The sequence below is a fragment of the Sphingomonas daechungensis genome (genome assembly GCF_014489495.1).
Taxonomy (GTDB): Bacteria; Pseudomonadota; Alphaproteobacteria; order Sphingomonadales; family Sphingomonadaceae; genus Sphingomicrobium; species Sphingomicrobium daechungense.
Genome location: NZ_CP060780.1, coordinates 2,284,282 through 2,300,132, shown reverse-complemented (window position 1 = coordinate 2,300,132; position 15,851 = coordinate 2,284,282). Strand labels below are relative to the sequence as shown.

Genomic DNA, 15,851 nt, shown 5'->3' with positions numbered 1-15,851 from the left:
GAGCAGATGCGGGCGAAGCGATTAAAATCGCCGCAGATTTAACCTTTTCTAAGAAACAGGGGCGCAGAACCTCCAGCGGGAAAGTGCGGAGGGTTATCAATGGGTGCGCCTGCTCCAGCCATGAAGGCAGCCGAGGATTCGTCGGCGGAAGTCCTGCTGAGCAAGTTGGAAAGTGTCACGGCGGCCGAACGGCGCCGTCATGCGACGGTATACAACTACTGGTTGTCAATCCGCGGTGATCGCCATTTTCCCCCAATCCGCGACCTCGATCCCCTCGAAATCTCGGACGCGGGTCCCTCCAGCCTCCTTCTCGAGCTGATCGGCGGCGGCGAGGATGCGGAGATCCGCCATCTCGGGCAGTCGCTCAAGGACGGGCCCAAGATCGAAAGCATTAGCCAGGCCGCATCGCCGTCCTTGCTCGCCTGCATTGCGAAGCAGCTTCCAGCGGTGGCCAGCGCCCGCCAGGCCATCGCGTTCGAGGACGAATTTGTGAGCGAGGCGGGGACCACCCGCTGCGGCGTGACGTTACTGCCCTTCAGCTCGACCGGTACCTACGTCGACTACGTCTATGGCTTTGTGAGCCTGGCTGCTGGTGACGCCAAGGTTGAGGAGTCCTCGACACCGGAAGAGGTCGTGGAGCGGGAGCCGTCCGAGGAACCTGTGCAGGCCGAGCCGGTCATCGAAGACGAAGTCGCCGAAGTCGCGCCCGAGCCTGTCGAAGACGAACCCGTCCAGGTCGAAGCCGAGCTGGTCGAGGAGCCCGAAGCGATCGCAGATGTGGAGGAGCATTCGCCCGAGTACGAGGAAGCTTCGAGCGAATCCGAATACGATGAGCCCGCTCCGGACCCCGTCAGCGAAAAGCGTCCTGGCTTCGCCAAAATCTTCGACGCCATTGCCGGGGTCGGAAACTTCTATGGCAACGTCGTCCAGATGGACTCGAAGTTGCCGACCGAGCCGGTCCGAGAGGCCGAGCCGGAGGTGGTAAGCGAAGTCGAGCCTGAGGAAGCGCTGACGGAAGCCGAAGACCACGTCGAGCCCGAGGAGTTGCCGGTCGAAGCCGAAGGCTACGTCGAGGAACTCGAGGCCGAGCCAGAGCCGCAGGCGGCGAGCGTCGAAGAGACTGAGCCCGAACCAGAAGTTTCAAATTCCGTACCGGAGGGATTCATGCAGACCAGATTGTCGGAAGTTCGCTCGAAGGCGGACGAAGCCCGGGCGGCGAAGCTGCGCGCTAACGCTGCTTTGTATGAAGGACTGAGCGCTGCCTATGACTTCGCGCTCGATGCTGAAGAAAATGCAGAAGAATATCTGAAGCTGGTCGAAGCCCAAGGGCTCAAGATCCAGCTCCGCTCGCCGATGAAGCCGGTGGTCAAGCTGGCATTTGACGGCCTGTGCGACGAGGCAACCATCTCCCAGCTGGAATCGGTCCTCGCATGGGCGTTAAAGCACGATCTTCCGCGTGGCAGCCTGGCCGAGCGCATCGAAGCCGAGGGTGGCCTCGGCGCGATCCTGAGCGCCAAGGCTGCGTGATCTGGATTGGCTGGAGGCTGACCGGGGCGCCGCCCTGGGTCAGCCGCCGGCGGGAGAGGCCTAGCCTCAGGCGGGTGTTGATTTGTCGCCGGGTTTGGCTTCGCTGAGCCGGAAACCCTCGATCACCGCTTCCACGGCGCACTTTTTCGACAGCTCGGCGAGGGTCTCGGTGTCCGAACCGGTTTGATTGGTCGCGAGACGGTGAGTCCGGTTGGCGATGTCGCGGAGCTCGTTGATCGTCGATTCGGTCAGCTGATGCTGATCCTGCAGCAGTCTCTCGAGAACGGCTTCCGCGAGCGGAGTTACGAACTCGAAGCCGGCGAATTCCTGGGCGCGCCAGACGACCCGGCAATACTGGGTTTCAAGGCCCGCAATGCTCAGCCAGATCCAGGTATCGGCAGGCGGTACGTTGGTCGCCTCGACCCTGCAGCCGTGCGTCGAGATATCGATCACCCTGACGCCGACACGGGCGCGGCCGGCCTCTCGCATGGTCGCGCTCAGCCGCAGCGCGGCTCGTTCGGCGCGCCTGCGGTCGGGCTGACCAACGGGTTGTGCAACGGTCTGATTCATTTCGCCTTCGTCCCTCATGCTTGAGGAGAGTGAACAAAAGGTTTTGAGCGGGACGACCTGAGCGGGAATCTCAGCGCAATAAGAGAAGCGGCCCGGAGCGCGAAGGCCCCGAACCGCTTCAACCTTGTGACAAGCAAGGGTAAGAATCGCAGCGGTCTTGCCGAGCCGCGAGACGATTCTCGAAGTGAATAAACGCCGAATTAATGTCGGTGTCCAGCCAATGGGCGGCCTCACCCCTGCGGCTGGATCAGCCTCTCTTCAGCTTCTCGACCGTCGTCGCGAATACGGCAGGATGGATCGGACGCACGAACTCGACACCGACATCGTGCCCTTAACCCAACAGACATTCGCCTCAATCGATTCAAGCGACCCCAGCTTCACCCAAACCGTCTCGTCCAGGCGAGGTCTTTCAACGAATTCCAGCCGGCACCCTTCCGGAGAGATATCGTAGACATTGACCATGTAATGACGTTGGCCGCTGCGCCTCAATTGGACTTCGGCCTGCAATGGAACGCGTGCGTTGCGCCGGGGAAGCTGCGGCCCACCGAGCCCTGACCCATTTTCGCTTCCCACGCTGCACCCCCAGAGATTGAAGGTCAATAGAACGCGGTACACGGATAACAAATGTTAAATCTTGGCGCGGAACGGCGTGAAATCTGTCCGTTCGTCAAAGACATCCACGCCTTCGCGGCGTTTCAGGAAGCCCACAACCAGATAGGTAACCGGTGTCAAGAGAGCTTCCCAGCTGACCTTGAGCACCCACTGCGTAAACATCACCTTGACGACGAGGTCGTTGGTCCACCCGGAGGCCCCCAGAATGCTAGCGGGTAGAATATCAGGCTATCCACACCCTGACCGACGACGGTGCTGCCGATGGTTCGCGTCCAGAGATGCTTTCCCTGCGTCCAGACCTTCATCTTGGCGAGAACGAGACTGTTGGCGAACTCGCCTGCCCAGAACGCTATGATCGAAGCGAATACGATCCGCGGGACCTGTCCGAAGACCTGCTCGTAGGCGCTCTGGCCTCCCCAATCTGGCGCTGGCGGCAAGGCGACAACGACCGTGGCCATGAAGGCCATGAATACGAGGGCCGTCGTTCCGGCCCAGATGCAGCGGCGGGCGCGAGCATAGCCGTAGACCTCGGTCAGCACGTCGCCGATGACATAGGACAAAGGAAAGAAAAGGATGCCGGCACCGAACGGCCAGTCGCCGATAGCCGGCAAGTTGACTGTCGCCACCTTGCCCGCGCCGAGCACGTTGGAAAGGAGGAGGATCGTCACGAACGCGACCATAACGAAATCGAAATAGCGAAGAGCGCGGTCGTGAAGCGCTGCGGCTTCGACCCTTACCGGCTGATGTTCGGTAGCCCCCACGGTTCAAGTAGAGCGCGTTGACGGTGGGAGAGGCAAGACCTAATTCGGACGCGCTGCCGAGCGGGTATGATGTAGTGGTAGCCTGTCAGCTTCCCAAGCTGAACGTACGGGTTCGATTCCCGTTACCCGCTCCAGCCTGGCCATGTCGGGGGACTGTCCATGTTGCTGTTTCTTCTCGCTGCTGCTGCGCTTTCGGTGCAGGAGGCCGGCCCGCCTGACGAGCAGCAGGAGGGTACGACTGGGGCAACGCCGTGGCAGGTGCAGATCTACAGCGGCCATCCGGTCTGGACCCAGGAAGACAAGGAAAGCGGCCGCGATGGCTGGGACCTCGCTCACAAGTGCGGCGGGAGCCTGATCGCGCAGGGTTGGGTGCTGACCGCGGCCCACTGCATCAATCAGGCGCGGATCGATAACGGGCACCGTGTCAGGCTGGGCGCCGACTATATCGACAATGACGAGGGCGTGACCTTCAGGATCGACCGGATGGTTCGTCATGCCGATTGGAACCAGAAGGAGCATGCCTACGACATCGCGCTGGTCCACTTCGTCGCGGATCCTGAAACCAACCCCGTCAACGCCGGCCCAATTTCACCGATCGCGCTCTACGATGGCCCGCCCTCGAGCCGGACGTCGATGTCTATGCGACCGGCTGGGGTCAGCTCGAAGAGAAGAAGGGCTCAGGCTTCCAGGCGGAACTTACGTCTGTCGACCTGAAAACGGTCGATTGCGCCGACTATCCGCAATACCAGAACGTCCCCGAATATCAGCTCTGCGCCACCGGCCGGACGCCCGGCGACGATGCGGATACCTGCACCGGCGACAGCGGCGGACCGCTCGTGCTCGAAGGGACGAGCCGAGGCTCGTGGGGATCGTGAACTGGGGGCAGGGCTGCTACCGCCCGGACAGCGCGGGCGTTTACCTGCGCATCGACAATGAGCATTTCCGCGACTGGATCGCTCGCGCGATGGCGAGCGACCCGTCGGTCAGCGAACTTCGCTAGCGGTCGCCAGGATCGCCGCGATCACCGGGATCGCCGCGATCGCCTGGATCTCCACGATCGCCCGGATCGCCACGGTCGTCTTCATCCTCCGGTCCGAAAGCCGAGAATCCCAAATCGTCGTGCATCAGCATGGCCGCTCTCCTCACGGGAGCGCGGAAAATCTCACGAATCCGGCTCTCGCGATAGCCCTCGTCATGCGAAGCCCAGTTCCTTGACGAGCCGCACGAAGTCCGGGTCGCGAGCGATGGGGTCGAGCATCGGATCTGTGGCGATTGCGGTCAAACCGGCATCGCCCACCGCGCGCGCCCGGCGCAGGAGGTCGATCGCTTCGGAAGTCCTGCCGAACTGGGCCATGACTTCGGCCTGCTGATAGACCGCGGCATCGCCCAGTTTGGTGACGAGTTCGGCATACGCTTCCTGCGCAGCCGCCGGATTTCCGAAGCGATGCTCAAGGATCGCCTGGCTGGTCAGCCTGAACATGTCGCTCTTCTCCGACGCGATGGCCGCACGTGCTTGCGGCAGCTTGTTCATCAGCATCAGCGAATTGCCCATGAAGGCATTGGCGTTCGAGATTTCCGGGTTCAGCTGAAGAGCCTGCCGATAGGCAGCAACGGCATCGCCGTAGCGACGCGATGCATAGGCGATCAGCCCGGAAGCGCGATGCGTGCGCGGATTGAGCGGATCGAGCGCAAGCGCTCGCTCGATTGCATCGCGCGCCTCCGCGAAGCGCCGTGCGCGCACGACGTACAAGGCATAGAGGAGGACGATATCTGCATCGCCTCGGCCATACTCATAGGCTCGGTCATACGACGGCTTCGCGCCCCGTACGTCGAGGAAACCCGCAAACTTCGAATATCCTAGTGCCAGGTGACCATCGGCCAGCTTTGGGCTAGATCGATGGCGCGTTCCGCCTGCTGCACCGCGGCGGTGTAAAGCGGCTTGAGCTCATTGGCCTTGGCGCTTTGCGATGCAAGCGAAGCGAGGACTCGCGACAATGCCGCATGGGCGAGCGCGAAGTTCGGGTCGGATGCCACGGCCAGTTCGAAATTCGCCCGCGCCTCGCGATCCGTCTCTTCGTTCTTGGCCAGATTGTAGAGCGCCTTGCCGCGAAGGTAGGCCTCATAAGCCTTTGCGTTCTCTGTCCCGCCAAGCGACGGCGCGTCGGTCGCCATCTGGACGGACAGGGCATTCGATACGTTACTTGCGATCTCGCTTTGGAATGCGAAGATGTCGCCGACCTGGCGATCTACGCTCTGCGACCACTCGGAGAAGCCGGTTTCACCATTGGTGAGGTTGGTCGAGACGCGGACCCGGTCTCCGGAGCGCTGAACCGAACCGTCGAGCAAATATCCGACCCCGAGCTTGCGGGAGATCGATTTCGCGTCTGTGTCATCCTTGCTGATGGTTGCCGACGTCGTGCCAGCGAGCACCTTCAGGCCAGCGTTGCGCGCGAGTGTCGACCGGATTTCCTCAGTCAGCCCGTCCGACAGGAAGGCCTGTGCCGGATCGCCACTGAGATTCTTGAAGGGCAGGATGGCAATGCTGCGCGCCTCGGGTTGAGAGCCGCCGAACCAGCCGCGCCAAGCGATGGCACCTCCTGCGGCCGCCACCACCGCTGCTCCTCCAGCGATCAGGACCTTGCGTCGATTGACCGGCTGGGACTTCGTGAGTTGCGCCAAGGGTTGCTGCCCGACAGCCGCGGCGATCGCACGTCCGACCGCTTCCATTTCCGGAGCATCCGCCTTCCCACGCCACCGCGACAGATCGATCATCTGATATTGACGGAAACCGAGGGAGGGGTGCTTCGGTCGATCGAAACCGGAACCAGCCTCTTCCGGTCGCGGGCGTGGGAGGCTTCGTCGCGGACCCAGTCGGAATCGATCGAGTTCTTCGACCACAGCACGACCACCGCATCCGCCTTGTCCAGCGCCTCGTCGATGGACCTGGCGAACTGCGAGCCGCCTTCGATCAGTTGGTCCCACCAGACCGTATAGCCGGCGTTTTCGAGTGCTGACGAAATGCGCTGGGCGCGAGCCTTGTCGGCGTGCGCATAGCTCAGGAAAACCGTCGACTGACGCTCTTCGTTCGACATCCCGCCGACGCCCCCTCGGCGTCAGCGTTACATTGTCGCTACGGAGCTTGAAATAGGCCTTTTCTAGAGGCCGCCTGGATACGGCTCGTAGCCGGCTTCCGAGAGGCGACGCTGGAGGTCGGCCGAGGTGCGGTCGACGAGGTCGCCGTCGTCCGACCTTACCACGAAATTGGCGCCGTAACGGCCCTCCTTGAAGAACGGATAGCTGCCGATCGCTACGCCGGTGTGCGTTTCCTCGGTTTCGCGCAGCAGGTCGGCGACGTCGCTTTCGGGTGCGTATGCCCCCACCGTGGCGGATAGGACGGGCCGTCCACCTTCGAGCTTGCCGTCGAGCGCCTGGAGCATGGCGGCCGCGATGCTCGGCACACCGGCCATGATGTAGACGTTCTCCATCTTCACGCCGGGCGCGCCGGAGGTCGGGTTGGGAATGAGCTCGGCGCCTTCGGGGACCCGCGCCATGCGGAGCCGGGCCTCGCTGACGCCGCCGCGCGTGACGTAATAATCCTCGAGGATCTGCCTGGCCTTCGGGTGAACGATCACCGGCACGCCGAATGCTGCCGCGATCGAATCCACGGTGATGTCGTCGTGGGTTGGGCCGATCCCGCCGGTGGTGAAAACATAATCGTAGGCGGTCCGCAGCGCATTGACGCCGTCCGCGATGCGAGCCTGGTGGTCCGGCACCACGCGAACCTCTTCCAACCGGATGCCCTGCACATTGAGCCAGACCGCGACCTGAGAGATATTCTTGTCCTGGGTGCGGCCCGACAGGATTTCGTCGCCGATGACGAGGAGCGCAGCGGTCCAGACCTTTTCTTCAGCCATAGGACGCCCATACGCGCCGGACCCAGCCAAGTTCAAAGTGACTTTTCGGCAAGTCGCGGGTGCAAATTCGGCATCCTTCGCCTATGTTGCTGGGAATGACCGACTATATCACCGTTGGTGCCGAGGACCGGGTCGAAGCCCGCAACGGCCAGATCAAGCTTCACGGGCCCGAGGGATTCGAGGGCATGCGAAAGGCGGGCCGCCTGGCCGCCGAGATTCTCGATGCGCTGGTACCGCACGTCGTCCCCGGGGTCACGACAGCGGCGCTCGACGACATCGTTCGCGAGCACATGCTTCGTGAAGGGGCCATTCCGGCGACGCTGGGCTATCGCGGCTACACCAAGAGTTGCTGCACCTCGATCAACCACGTCGTCTGCCACGGCATACCGGAAGACCGGAAGCTGAAGGACGGCGACATCGTCAACATCGACGTGACGCCAATCGTCGATGGCTGGCACGGCGACACCAGCCGCATGTACCTGGTCGGCGACGTGCCCCTGAAGGCGCGCAAGCTGGTCGACGTGACCTACGAATGCCTGATGCTCGGCCTTGAGCAGGCGAAGCCGGGCAACCGCCTGGGCGACATCGCCGCTGCGATTCAACGCCACGCGGAAGCTCGCCGGTATACGGTTGTCCGCGATTTTTGCGGGCACGGGGTAGGGCGCCTGTTCCATGACAGTCCTGAAGTCGTCCACGCCGGCCGGCCCGGCACCGGTCCGGAGCTTCGGCCGGGCATGTTCTTCACCGTCGAGCCGATGATCAACATCGGCCGGCCTGACGTGAAGATGCTCGATGACGGCTGGACCGCCGTCACCCGCGATCGCTCGCTGTCGGCCCAGTTCGAACATTCGATCGGGATCACTGAGGACGGTTGCGAGATCTTCACGAAGAGCCCGGCCGGTCTCGACCACCCGCCCTATTTCTGAGGCGCGTCGGAACTAACAGTTAATTGACACTTTTGTCAGTTAATGGGAGTTTGTCTCCCATGAGCACGAGCTTGCACATGTTTCGACACCCGGTCGCGATCGATCCGTCCGACATCGACCACATGGGTCATGTCAACAATTCCGTGTACCTGAAATGGGTTCAGGACGCCGTGATCGATTATTGGCAGAGCGTCGCTCCGCCCGACGCGGTGGCGCGGCACCTGTGGGTCGCGCTCAAGCATGAGATTTCCTACCGCAAGCCGACCTTCCTCCAGGACAATGTCGTCGCGGAGGTGATCGCGGAGAAGGTCGAGGGCGCTCGCGCCTACTTCACCACGGTCGTCCGGCGCGGGCAGGACGTGCTCAGCGAAGTGAAGAGCTGCTGGTGCTGCCTCGACGCGGTGACGCAGCGTCCGGCGCGGCTGGCGCGTGATGTGGTCAGCAGGTTTTTGCCTCCCACCTCTTAGACGCTCGTCCACCGTCTGCTTTCGACCCATTTCTGCCACCAGGTAGGGAAGGTCGGGACGCGTCGTTCCTATGTTCTCAGAACGATTAGCCCGCTATCGCGAACGAAATGGATAGCGTCAGCAGGAATATCTTGGTTGTCGGCGGTGGAACGGCCGGTTGGCTTTCGGCCGCGTACCTCGCAAAGGCGCTCGCGCTGCAGGACAACCCGCATCTGAAGATCACTCTGCTGGAATCGCCCGACATTGGCATTATCGGGGTTGGCGAGGGGACCTTTCCGACGATCCGAGAAACGTTGCGCTTCCTCGACATCGATGAGCGCAAGTTCATCCGCCAGTCGTCCGCGACGTTCAAGCAAGGCATTCTGTTCAACGACTGGCTCCACGCGCCCCAGCCCGGGAAGCGGCACCATTTCTTCCACCCGTTCGAAGCCCCGTTCTATTCCGAGGAAACCAGCCTCGTTCCATACTGGCTGCTGCAGGAGTCCAACTCGCGGCCCTCCTTTGCCGAGGCCGTCACCATCCAGGACCGCGTGGCAGGCGCCAAGCGCGGACCGAAGCGGCCGGGTGAGCCGGATTTCGACGGCCCACTCAATTATGCCTATCATGTCGACGCCCACAGCCTGGCACGCCTTCTCGCCGAACGAGCGCAGGAATTGGGCGTGGTCCATATCTCAGGCGAACTCGAGCATGCGGAACTGACCGATGACGGCGCCATCGACCGCGTGGTTCTGAAGGACGGAAGCGAGCTGAACGCCGATTTGTACATCGACTGCAGCGGCTTCCGCGCCGAGCTGATCGGACGGGCCCTGGGCAGCCCGTTAGAGTCCGTTAGCGATCGGCTTTTCACCAACCGGGCCGCCGCCTGCAAGATTCCGTACAGCACGCCAAATGCGCCGATCGAAAGTTACACGCTGGCGACCGCGCATGAGGGCGGCTGGACCTGGGACATCGGCCTCGCCGGGTCGCGCGGGATCGGTTGCGTCTATTCGGGCGATCACATTGACGACGACCGCGCCGTTGCCATCCTTGGCGATTACATCGGACCGCAGTTCATAGAAGCCAATGTCCGCATCCTGGCATTCGAGCCGGGCTATCGCCAGAAGCAGTGGGTGCGGAATTGCGTCTCGGTTGGGCTCTCGGCGGGTTTCGTCGAGCCGCTGGAGGCGACGGGCCTTGTGCTGATCGAAGCGGCGGTGGGAATGATCGCCGAGCTATTCCCGCACTACGGACCCGTCGACGCCCCGGCACGCCGTTTCAACCAGCTGATGTCGGCGCGGTTCGAGAACATCGTGAAGTTCTTGAAACTCCATTACTGCCTGTCAAAGCGGGAAGAGCCCTTCTGGCGTGAGAATGCCGATCCGGCGACTATCCCGGAAGAGTTGCGCGAGCTCCTGGCACAGTGGCGCTACCGCCCGCCGGGACGTTTCGACTTCATCCTCGATGTCGAAAGCTTCGCCTTCTTCAATTATCAGTACATTCTCTACGGAATGGAGTTTCAGACCGATCTGTCGGCCGGCCGGTCCGACTTCCCGAAAGTCGCGGCCGCTCAGCGGCTTTTCGAGCGCATCCAGGCCTTCGGCGAGAAGGCCGCGCGCGACCTGCCTTCCCATCGCGATCTCGTTTCCGAGCTTACCGAAGCCGCCTGATCAGGCGCGGACAAAGAGACTCTTGAGCCAGATCGGGGCGCTTCGCGACGCGCGCCGCCAGTCGAGGTCGTCCGCGTCGGGCGTGTAGGTCCACGGGTTGATCGTCTTGACCTTTCCGGTGCGAAAATTGCCTGGCTCTCGCGTCGCGATGACCAGGCCATGCTCCACCGCCGTTGCGGCAAGAATGCCATCGCGGAAATCCGAATAGCCCATATGCGACCAGCGTCGGACGACGGCTTCGTCGATGGGAATGATCCTTCCTGAGAATGCAGGGCGAAAGCGCGTGTCGATCCATTCACGGATTGCGGCGGAAGACAGTTTGTCCTTTCGCTCCATGGACCGCGTTCCGTTCTCGAACTCCATCAGGGAAACGACGGACACGTAGAGCGTGCTCGGCATCTGCCCCGATACCCACTCCAGCAATTGTTCGTCTGGCTGAGCGGAGTCATGGCCGCGCATAGCCCAGACTACGCCGGTGTCCAGCAGGTGCACGCCTAGCCCTTCCGCGCCCAGGGCCCCGCCGAACGCCAGTCAGGCTCGGCGCTTATCGCTTCGGAGGACTTCAGGAGGTCGGCGATCGTGTCCGTCTTGCCCACGAGGTGGCGGTAGGCGTCGATACTCAACAGGACATGGGTCGGCTTTCCGCGGTCGGTCACGAAGACAGGCTCATACAGCGCGACTCGCTTCGCCTGGCTCACATCCTGATTGAATTCGCGGCTTCCGAAGCTCTTCAAAGTTCGGCTCCAATGATCCTACATACCTACAATTCAGGCGATAAAACGTAGGCACGTTACTACTTCGTGTCGTCCTCGCAACAAAAATTGCACAAAGTGCCGAAATCGCCGTTAGCGCTAACAATTCACTGTTGTGCGCGATGGAGTTTCCCACCTTCCTGTCTCTTGTTCGACGACCGGTTGGCGGCGGGGGAGGCTGAATAGTGACGGGACTTTGGAGCGAGACAGTCAAGGCGTTCGGGACATCATGGGTGCGCATGGGCCGGCAGTGAACGCCTCGCACAGCTTCTCGCCGGGCGACTATAGCATTCACTTCTTCCTCCAGCTTGCGGTCATCATCTTCGCCTGCCGCGCCGTCGGCTGGCTCGGCCAGAAGTTCCTGGGCCAGCCTCAGGTCGTCGGCGAGATGATCGCCGGAGTCATCCTCGGCCCCTCTCTGCTTGGCCTGGCTTTTCCCGATTTCCAGGCGGCGCTTTTCCCGAAGGAGACGAAGAGTGTTCTCTACACGGGGGCACAATTCGGTGTCGGCCTGTACATGTTCCTCGTCGGCACGACGCTTCAGCTGGATCACTTCAAGACGAAGGCCAGAAGTGCGGCCAGCGTATCTGCTGCGGGGATCGCCACGCCATTCCTGTTCGCGATCTTGATCACGCCGTTTCTATTGACCGTGCCTGGCCTGTTCACGCCGGGGATCAGCCAGTGGAACGCCACCCTGTTCATGGGCGCCTGCATCGCACTCACGGCATTCCCGATGCTGGCTCGTATCATCAACGAGCGCGGACTGAACAACAGCTCGCTCGGCACGCTCTCGCTGACCGCCGGGGCGTTTGACGATGCGGTCTCCTGGTGCGTGCTTGCGATCGTGCTCGCCACATTCGGCGCGGGGCCAGGCGTAGCAGTCATCGCGATCGGCGGCGGCGCGCTTTATGCGACCTTCATGATCCTGTTCGGCAAGCGCCTTCTCGCACCGCTCGGGCGAGCGGTCGAAGCCAAGGGCGAGATGACCAACACGGTCCTCGCCGTAACGCTAGTGCTTTACTGCCTGTCGGCATTCCTGATGGACGCGATCGGCATCCACGCCGTTTTCGGCGGCTTCCTGCTCGGCGCTTTCATGCCGCGCGGCCTGTTCGTCCAGGAGCTCAAGCGAAAGGTTGAGCCGATTGCCGTCGTAATGCTGCTGCCGATGTTCTTCACCTACTCCGGACTCAACACTCGGATGGACATGGTGAACTCCATCCCGCTGCTGCTGATTGCACTCGGTATCCTGGCCATCTCGATCGCCGCCAAGTTCGGCGCGTGTTGGGCGGCCGCGCGGCTGTCCGGCGAAGACAATCGCACTGCGCTCGGCATCGGCGCGCTGATGAATTCGCGCGGGCTCATGGAACTGATCATAATCAACATCGGACTTCAGAAGGGCATCATCGGTCCGACGCTTTTCTCGATGATGGTGCTGATGGCCATCGTCACGACGATGATGGCCGGACCGCTGTTCGAGTACGTCTACGGCAAGAAGGCTCGCGAATCCGGAGAGCTCGACAAGCTTGAGGGCAGCATGGTGCAAAACGCCGCCTGACCTCCCGCCGCCCGCCTCGTCTCTCTCTAAACCCGGGCGGGCGGCATTTCTGCGAAGGATTTGCAATGAAGTACTTGGCGGCAGCAGCAGCATTGCTGATTCCGGGTGCGGCAAATGCCGAGACCTTCGCGCTCCGGCCGCTGATCGACCTTCGGGTCCGATACGAGCATGTGGAACAAGACGGGCTTCCTGACGATGCGCGGGCTTTCACGATGCGCATCCGACCGGGAGTGTCATTGTCCGCCGGGCCTTGGTCCGTCTTGGCAGAGGCGGAGGCGACTGCGGCCCTCGTCGATGATTACAACAGCGGTACCAACGGCCGCCTCGATCATCCGGTGGTGGTTGATCCGCAAAACGTTGAGCTCATTCGCGTGCAGATGCGCTACGCCGACGGGAAGGGCCACACTGCGACGTTAGGGCGCCAGGTTCTGGAACTCGCCGACCAGCGCTTTGTCGGATCGTCCAACTTTCGTCAGAACCAGCAAACGTTCGATGCGGCCCGAATTCAGCTCGGCAAAGCGAACGGCCCCTTTGCGGACCTGACATACGCCTGGTCGGACAGAACGGTGAACGGGACTCACGGCCAGGGCGCCAGACAGCAGGCTGTCTCAGGCGATAATGTCTTCGCCTTGGCAGGGTACCAAAGCGTTCCGGTTACGCTGACCGTCTTGCCTATTTCGTCGACCAGGACGAGCTTGCCGTTCAGGGCTTTCGGCTTTCCAGTCAGACTTACGGCGCAAGGATGGCGGGGTCTGTAGCCATCAAGGGCGTCGGCAAGGTCACTTATGCCTTGAGCGGTGCCCGTCAGAGCAACTACGGTCGAAATCCCAACGATTATTCCGCGAGGTACTGGTTAGCCGAAGCGACCTTATCCGGGTATCGCGGGTTTAGTATCGGCGCCGGTTATGAGGTTCTTGGAGCCGATGAGGGTCTGCCGCTGACCAGCGTGCAAACGCCGCTTGCCAGCTTGTTCAAATTCAACGGCTGGGCGGACAAGTTCACGACCACCCCTCCCAACGGGCTTCGGGATTTCTACGGGAGCGCGGGCTACAGCTCCAAAAAATTCGCGCCCTTCGATACGTTCGACATCACAGTGACTTATCACCGATTCAATTCCGATCGGCTCGATCAGCGCTACGGAAAGGAATTGGATCTACTGGCGAGCGTGAAGAAGAAACGCCTGGCGCTGTCAGCCCGCCTTGCGCGCTATCATGCCAGCATGTTCGCGACCGATACGACCAAGATCTGGTTGGAGGCGGATTGGGCCATCTGAAACCAATTGCTTCTCTTCTTCTTGCGGCCGTCCCGTGCCAGACGGCTGGAAACAGCGAGTGAATAGATTCACGTCGACCGCTCTCCGCCCAGCTTGACACTCCTACTCGGCGGCAACCGCCTCCGCCGCCGCATCCCACCGGGCCGTCAGGTCTTGCGCCGCCTCCACGTCCGGCGGGAAGTCGACCTCGCCCCATTCCGCGCCGTTGATGTCGAGCGTCCACACTTCTCCGGTCTGAGCGAGGTGGTGGATCACGCGGAGGTACCAGATGGTGGTCCCCTCGCTGGTGCGCATCGCCTTTTCGATGGCGCCGCGGAACTGCTCGGCGCCGCCTGAGCGGAACGCGAGCAAGCCGATCGACTCAGCGTTGACGCCTTCGGTGATGCGCTTGCCGATTGCGCGCAGGCGGCCATCGTCGTCGTCGGCGACGACCTTCATGTCGTCGTCGTCGTAGCCCTCCTTGCGGTCGATGGTGACGCAGATCCCGGACCGGTCGTTGCCGACAACTTTGGCCATCAGGTCGCGCGAAACCAGCGTGTCGCCATTCCATACCAGGCAATCGCCGCTCAGTTCCTCGCGCGCCATGTAGAGTGAGCCCGTGTTGTCGGCGACCTTGTAGAACGGATTGAAGATCGTCCGGACCTTCGGGCCGCCGGTCCGCTTCGCGATCGCCTCGTTGACCAGCTCGTCGTGGAAGCCGGTAACGACGACCGCCTCGTGCACGCCATTCGCCTCCAATGTGTCGAGCTGGCGGTCGAGCAAAGTGCGTCCGCTGAACTCGATCAGGCACTTAGGACGGCCGTCGACCAGATGTCCGAGCCGCGAGCCCTGGCCGGCGGAGAGGATGATGGCTTTCATTTCAGGCTTTCGATCGATTTGTGCGGCCCACTGCCTTCCAAATGCGGCCCTGATTGGGCATGATCGGGTCACCAAGTCAAAGTGCCGGGGGCGAGGTGAAGAAGGTCGAAGCGATCATCAAGCCGTTCAAGTTGGACGATGTGAAGGACGCCCTCCACGACGTTGGCGTGTCCGGCATCACCGTCACCGAAGTCAAAGGCTTTGGCCGCCAGAAGGGCCATACGGAGCTTTATCGCGGCGCCGAATATGTCATCGACTTCCTGCCGAAAGTGAAGATCGAGGTCGTCGTCGAGGACGGCATGGTCGACAATGTGGTCGAAGCGATTGCCGAATCGGCACGCACCGGACGCATCGGTGACGGGAAAATCTTCGTTTCGGACATTGAGCAGGCCGTTCGCATCCGCACGGGCGACCGTGGGGCAGACGCCATCTGAGGCCCTTCCCGCGAGCGTCGTTAAGCCGCTACAGTGCGTCCCGATGACCAGTGACGCGTCGAACAAGGAAATGCTGGCGTCCATGTCGCCCGAAGAACTTCGGAGCGCCATGCGGACCCTGGGCTATCGTACGCAAAACGATCTCGCCAACGCGATTGGTGTTTCCCGCTCGGCCGTGAGCCTCTGGCTTGAAGGAAAGGTCGGCGTTCCTCGACCGGTCGCGATGTTGCTTCGAATGCTGATTTCGGCGCAGCGTCGCGTTTACTGATCCAGGCGTTGCACCGGTTGGAGCTGGTGCGCCATTTTCAATTCCTCATCGGCCCTGTCGATCGCCTCGATCAGATCGGCGAAGCATGGCGTGTCGTCGACGGGCCAAAGTCGCGAAAAGCTCTTTCCTAACAGATCGACTTCCCGCTGGGTCAGCAATCCAACAGCAACGATGCGCTCATCAGCCACGGGTCGGGCTCCGGAATTAATCCAAGTCAATAAACGCCGGGCACGGCCGATTGTGCCGCTGCCCCCCTTTGAAGCATAACGAGAATCTCGATTGTGTCGG

At 61.9% G+C, this 15,851-nt stretch carries 21 protein-coding genes, 1 tRNA gene and 2 pseudogenes; 13 read left to right on the top strand and 11 right to left on the bottom strand.

Annotated features, from left to right (window positions below; genetic code table 11):
• Window positions 1–99 precede the first annotated feature (99 nt).
• A complete protein-coding gene (locus H9L15_RS12415; protein ID WP_187714287.1) occupies window positions 100–1,527 on the top strand; it encodes a PAS domain-containing protein in 1,428 nt (475 codons plus the stop codon).
• 66 nt (window positions 1,528–1,593) lie between these two features.
• Here H9L15_RS12415 and H9L15_RS12410 read toward each other — a convergent pair whose 3' ends face one another.
• The 3 genes and pseudogenes from H9L15_RS12410 to H9L15_RS12400 form a co-directional block, all read right to left on the bottom strand.
• Window positions 1,594–2,097, bottom strand: coding sequence for a PilZ domain-containing protein (locus tag H9L15_RS12410; RefSeq protein ID WP_187714286.1), 504 nt, complete (start codon window positions 2,095–2,097; stop codon window positions 1,594–1,596).
• A gap of 258 nt (window positions 2,098–2,355) precedes the next feature.
• Window positions 2,356–2,670, bottom strand: coding sequence for a PilZ domain-containing protein (locus H9L15_RS20470; RefSeq protein ID WP_187714285.1), 315 nt, complete (start codon window positions 2,668–2,670; stop codon window positions 2,356–2,358).
• Window positions 2,671–2,724: 54 nt separating this feature from the next.
• A pseudogene (locus H9L15_RS12400) lies at window positions 2,725–3,470 on the bottom strand (queuosine precursor transporter).
• Window positions 3,471–3,530: 60 nt separating this feature from the next.
• Between H9L15_RS12400 and H9L15_RS12395 the strand changes: the two are divergent.
• The 4 genes and pseudogenes from H9L15_RS12395 to H9L15_RS12380 all read left to right on the top strand — a co-directional run bounded on the left by H9L15_RS12395 (window position 3,531) and on the right by H9L15_RS12380 (window position 4,470).
• Window positions 3,531–3,604 (top strand) — tRNA-Gly (locus H9L15_RS12395).
• A 25-nt stretch (window positions 3,605–3,629) separates the two neighbouring features.
• The gene (locus H9L15_RS12390) at window positions 3,630–4,184 is read left to right on the top strand and encodes a trypsin-like serine protease (RefSeq protein ID WP_187714284.1); all 555 of its coding nucleotides are present in this window, start codon (window positions 3,630–3,632) and stop codon (window positions 4,182–4,184) included.
• Window positions 4,136–4,345 (top strand): annotated as a pseudogene (locus tag H9L15_RS20465) (trypsin-like serine protease); the annotation flags it as partial. The gene H9L15_RS12390 and the pseudogene H9L15_RS20465, both read left to right, overlap by 49 nt.
• Entirely contained in the window at window positions 4,333–4,470 is a 138-nt protein-coding gene (locus H9L15_RS12380; protein WP_187714283.1) for a hypothetical protein, read from the top strand. The pseudogene H9L15_RS20465 and the gene H9L15_RS12380, both read left to right, overlap by 13 nt.
• A 192-nt stretch (window positions 4,471–4,662) precedes the next feature.
• Here H9L15_RS12380 and H9L15_RS12375 read toward each other — a convergent pair whose 3' ends face one another.
• The 4 genes from H9L15_RS12375 to H9L15_RS12360 form a co-directional block, all read right to left on the bottom strand.
• Window positions 4,663–5,337 (bottom strand): tetratricopeptide repeat protein, encoded by a 675-nt coding sequence (locus H9L15_RS12375; RefSeq protein ID WP_223276694.1) that lies wholly within the window; start codon window positions 5,335–5,337, stop codon window positions 4,663–4,665.
• Window positions 5,328–6,242 carry a hypothetical protein gene (locus H9L15_RS12370; RefSeq protein WP_187714281.1) on the bottom strand — a complete coding sequence of 305 codons (915 nt, stop codon included), beginning with the start codon at window positions 6,240–6,242 and terminating at the stop codon, window positions 5,328–5,330. Before H9L15_RS12370 ends, H9L15_RS12375 begins: the two co-directional genes overlap by 10 nt.
• The gene (locus tag H9L15_RS12365; RefSeq protein WP_187714280.1) at window positions 6,239–6,562 is read right to left on the bottom strand and encodes a toll/interleukin-1 receptor domain-containing protein; all 324 of its coding nucleotides are present in this window, start codon (window positions 6,560–6,562) and stop codon (window positions 6,239–6,241) included. The genes H9L15_RS12370 and H9L15_RS12365 overlap by 4 nt, the downstream gene beginning before the upstream one ends.
• A gap of 63 nt (window positions 6,563–6,625) precedes the next feature.
• Window positions 6,626–7,384: a competence/damage-inducible protein A gene (locus H9L15_RS12360; RefSeq protein WP_187714279.1), complete on the bottom strand. Its 759-nt coding sequence runs from the start codon at window positions 7,382–7,384 to the stop codon at window positions 6,626–6,628.
• Window positions 7,385–7,479: 95 nt separating this feature from the next.
• Between H9L15_RS12360 and map the strand changes: the two genes are divergently transcribed.
• From map to H9L15_RS12345, 3 genes are all read left to right on the top strand, one after another.
• Entirely contained in the window at window positions 7,480–8,310 is an 831-nt protein-coding gene (map, locus tag H9L15_RS12355; protein ID WP_187714278.1) for a type I methionyl aminopeptidase, read from the top strand.
• A 59-nt stretch (window positions 8,311–8,369) separates the two neighbouring features.
• Complete coding sequence (locus tag H9L15_RS12350; RefSeq protein ID WP_187714277.1) at window positions 8,370–8,777, top strand: acyl-CoA thioesterase; 408 nt, start codon at window positions 8,370–8,372, stop codon at window positions 8,775–8,777.
• A gap of 107 nt (window positions 8,778–8,884) precedes the next feature.
• A complete protein-coding gene (locus H9L15_RS12345) occupies window positions 8,885–10,423 on the top strand; it encodes a tryptophan halogenase family protein (RefSeq protein ID WP_187714276.1) in 1,539 nt (512 codons plus the stop codon).
• Here the strand turns inward: H9L15_RS12345 and H9L15_RS12340 are convergent, their stop codons facing one another.
• Entirely contained in the window at window positions 10,424–10,915 is a 492-nt protein-coding gene (locus tag H9L15_RS12340) for a PIN domain-containing protein (protein WP_187714275.1), read from the bottom strand. It abuts the gene before it with no gap.
• 2 nt (window positions 10,916–10,917) lie between these two features.
• On the bottom strand, window positions 10,918–11,157 hold the full coding sequence (locus H9L15_RS12335; RefSeq protein ID WP_187714274.1) for a type II toxin-antitoxin system Phd/YefM family antitoxin: 240 nt from the start codon (window positions 11,155–11,157) through the stop codon (window positions 10,918–10,920).
• A gap of 247 nt (window positions 11,158–11,404) precedes the next feature.
• On the opposite strand from H9L15_RS12335, the gene H9L15_RS12330 reads away from it, so the two are divergent.
• From H9L15_RS12330 to H9L15_RS19805, 3 genes are all read left to right on the top strand, one after another.
• Window positions 11,405–12,730: a cation:proton antiporter gene (locus H9L15_RS12330; RefSeq protein WP_187714273.1), complete on the top strand. Its 1,326-nt coding sequence runs from the start codon at window positions 11,405–11,407 to the stop codon at window positions 12,728–12,730.
• Between the two features lie 65 nt (window positions 12,731–12,795).
• Window positions 12,796–13,488: an alginate export family protein gene (locus tag H9L15_RS19810; protein ID WP_317617518.1), complete on the top strand. Its 693-nt coding sequence runs from the start codon at window positions 12,796–12,798 to the stop codon at window positions 13,486–13,488.
• Window positions 13,473–14,003, top strand: a complete 531-nt coding sequence (locus H9L15_RS19805; RefSeq protein ID WP_317617517.1) for a hypothetical protein — start codon at window positions 13,473–13,475, stop codon at window positions 14,001–14,003. The genes H9L15_RS19810 and H9L15_RS19805 overlap by 16 nt, the downstream gene beginning before the upstream one ends.
• Window positions 14,004–14,105: 102 nt before the next feature.
• Here H9L15_RS19805 and H9L15_RS12320 read toward each other — a convergent pair whose 3' ends face one another.
• Window positions 14,106–14,861 carry a phosphocholine cytidylyltransferase family protein gene (locus tag H9L15_RS12320; protein ID WP_187714272.1) on the bottom strand — a complete coding sequence of 252 codons (756 nt, stop codon included), beginning with the start codon at window positions 14,859–14,861 and terminating at the stop codon, window positions 14,106–14,108.
• Between the two features lie 95 nt (window positions 14,862–14,956).
• On the opposite strand from H9L15_RS12320, the gene H9L15_RS12315 reads away from it, so the two are divergent.
• Window positions 14,957–15,295 carry a P-II family nitrogen regulator gene (locus H9L15_RS12315; RefSeq protein ID WP_187714271.1) on the top strand — a complete coding sequence of 113 codons (339 nt, stop codon included), beginning with the start codon at window positions 14,957–14,959 and terminating at the stop codon, window positions 15,293–15,295.
• Between the two features lie 43 nt (window positions 15,296–15,338).
• Entirely contained in the window at window positions 15,339–15,563 is a 225-nt protein-coding gene (locus H9L15_RS12310; RefSeq protein ID WP_223276223.1) for a helix-turn-helix domain-containing protein, read from the top strand.
• Here the strand turns inward: H9L15_RS12310 and H9L15_RS12305 are convergent.
• Window positions 15,557–15,751 carry a hypothetical protein gene (locus tag H9L15_RS12305; RefSeq protein WP_187714270.1) on the bottom strand — a complete coding sequence of 65 codons (195 nt, stop codon included), beginning with the start codon at window positions 15,749–15,751 and terminating at the stop codon, window positions 15,557–15,559. The genes H9L15_RS12310 and H9L15_RS12305 overlap by 7 nt on opposite strands.
• Window positions 15,752–15,851 lie beyond the last annotated feature (100 nt).

What these genes read in the sequence shown, in the direction of transcription:
- H9L15_RS12370 (WP_187714281.1), bottom strand. Translation starts at nt 6,242, where the DNA reads ATGATCGATCTGTCGCGGTGGCGTGGGAAGGCGGATGCTCCGGAAATG.
- H9L15_RS12365 (WP_187714280.1), bottom strand. Translation starts at nt 6,562, where the DNA reads ATGTCGAACGAAGAGCGTCAGTCGACGGTTTTCCTGAGCTATGCGCAC.
- H9L15_RS12390 (WP_187714284.1), top strand. Translation starts at nt 3,630, where the DNA reads ATGTTGCTGTTTCTTCTCGCTGCTGCTGCGCTTTCGGTGCAGGAGGCC.
- H9L15_RS19810 (WP_317617518.1), top strand. Translation starts at nt 12,796, where the DNA reads ATGAAGTACTTGGCGGCAGCAGCAGCATTGCTGATTCCGGGTGCGGCA.
- H9L15_RS12320 (WP_187714272.1), bottom strand. Translation starts at nt 14,861, where the DNA reads ATGAAAGCCATCATCCTCTCCGCCGGCCAGGGCTCGCGGCTCGGACAT.
- map (WP_187714278.1), top strand. Translation starts at nt 7,480, where the DNA reads ATGACCGACTATATCACCGTTGGTGCCGAGGACCGGGTCGAAGCCCGC.
- H9L15_RS12415 (WP_187714287.1), top strand. Translation starts at nt 100, where the DNA reads ATGGGTGCGCCTGCTCCAGCCATGAAGGCAGCCGAGGATTCGTCGGCG.
- H9L15_RS12410 (WP_187714286.1), bottom strand. Translation starts at nt 2,097, where the DNA reads ATGAATCAGACCGTTGCACAACCCGTTGGTCAGCCCGACCGCAGGCGC.
- H9L15_RS12350 (WP_187714277.1), top strand. Translation starts at nt 8,370, where the DNA reads ATGAGCACGAGCTTGCACATGTTTCGACACCCGGTCGCGATCGATCCG.
- H9L15_RS19805 (WP_317617517.1), top strand. Translation starts at nt 13,473, where the DNA reads ATGGCGGGGTCTGTAGCCATCAAGGGCGTCGGCAAGGTCACTTATGCC.
- H9L15_RS12345 (WP_187714276.1), top strand. Translation starts at nt 8,885, where the DNA reads ATGGATAGCGTCAGCAGGAATATCTTGGTTGTCGGCGGTGGAACGGCC.
- H9L15_RS12360 (WP_187714279.1), bottom strand. Translation starts at nt 7,384, where the DNA reads ATGGCTGAAGAAAAGGTCTGGACCGCTGCGCTCCTCGTCATCGGCGAC.
- H9L15_RS12310 (WP_223276223.1), top strand. Translation starts at nt 15,339, where the DNA reads ATGACCAGTGACGCGTCGAACAAGGAAATGCTGGCGTCCATGTCGCCC.
- H9L15_RS12330 (WP_187714273.1), top strand. Translation starts at nt 11,405, where the DNA reads ATGGGTGCGCATGGGCCGGCAGTGAACGCCTCGCACAGCTTCTCGCCG.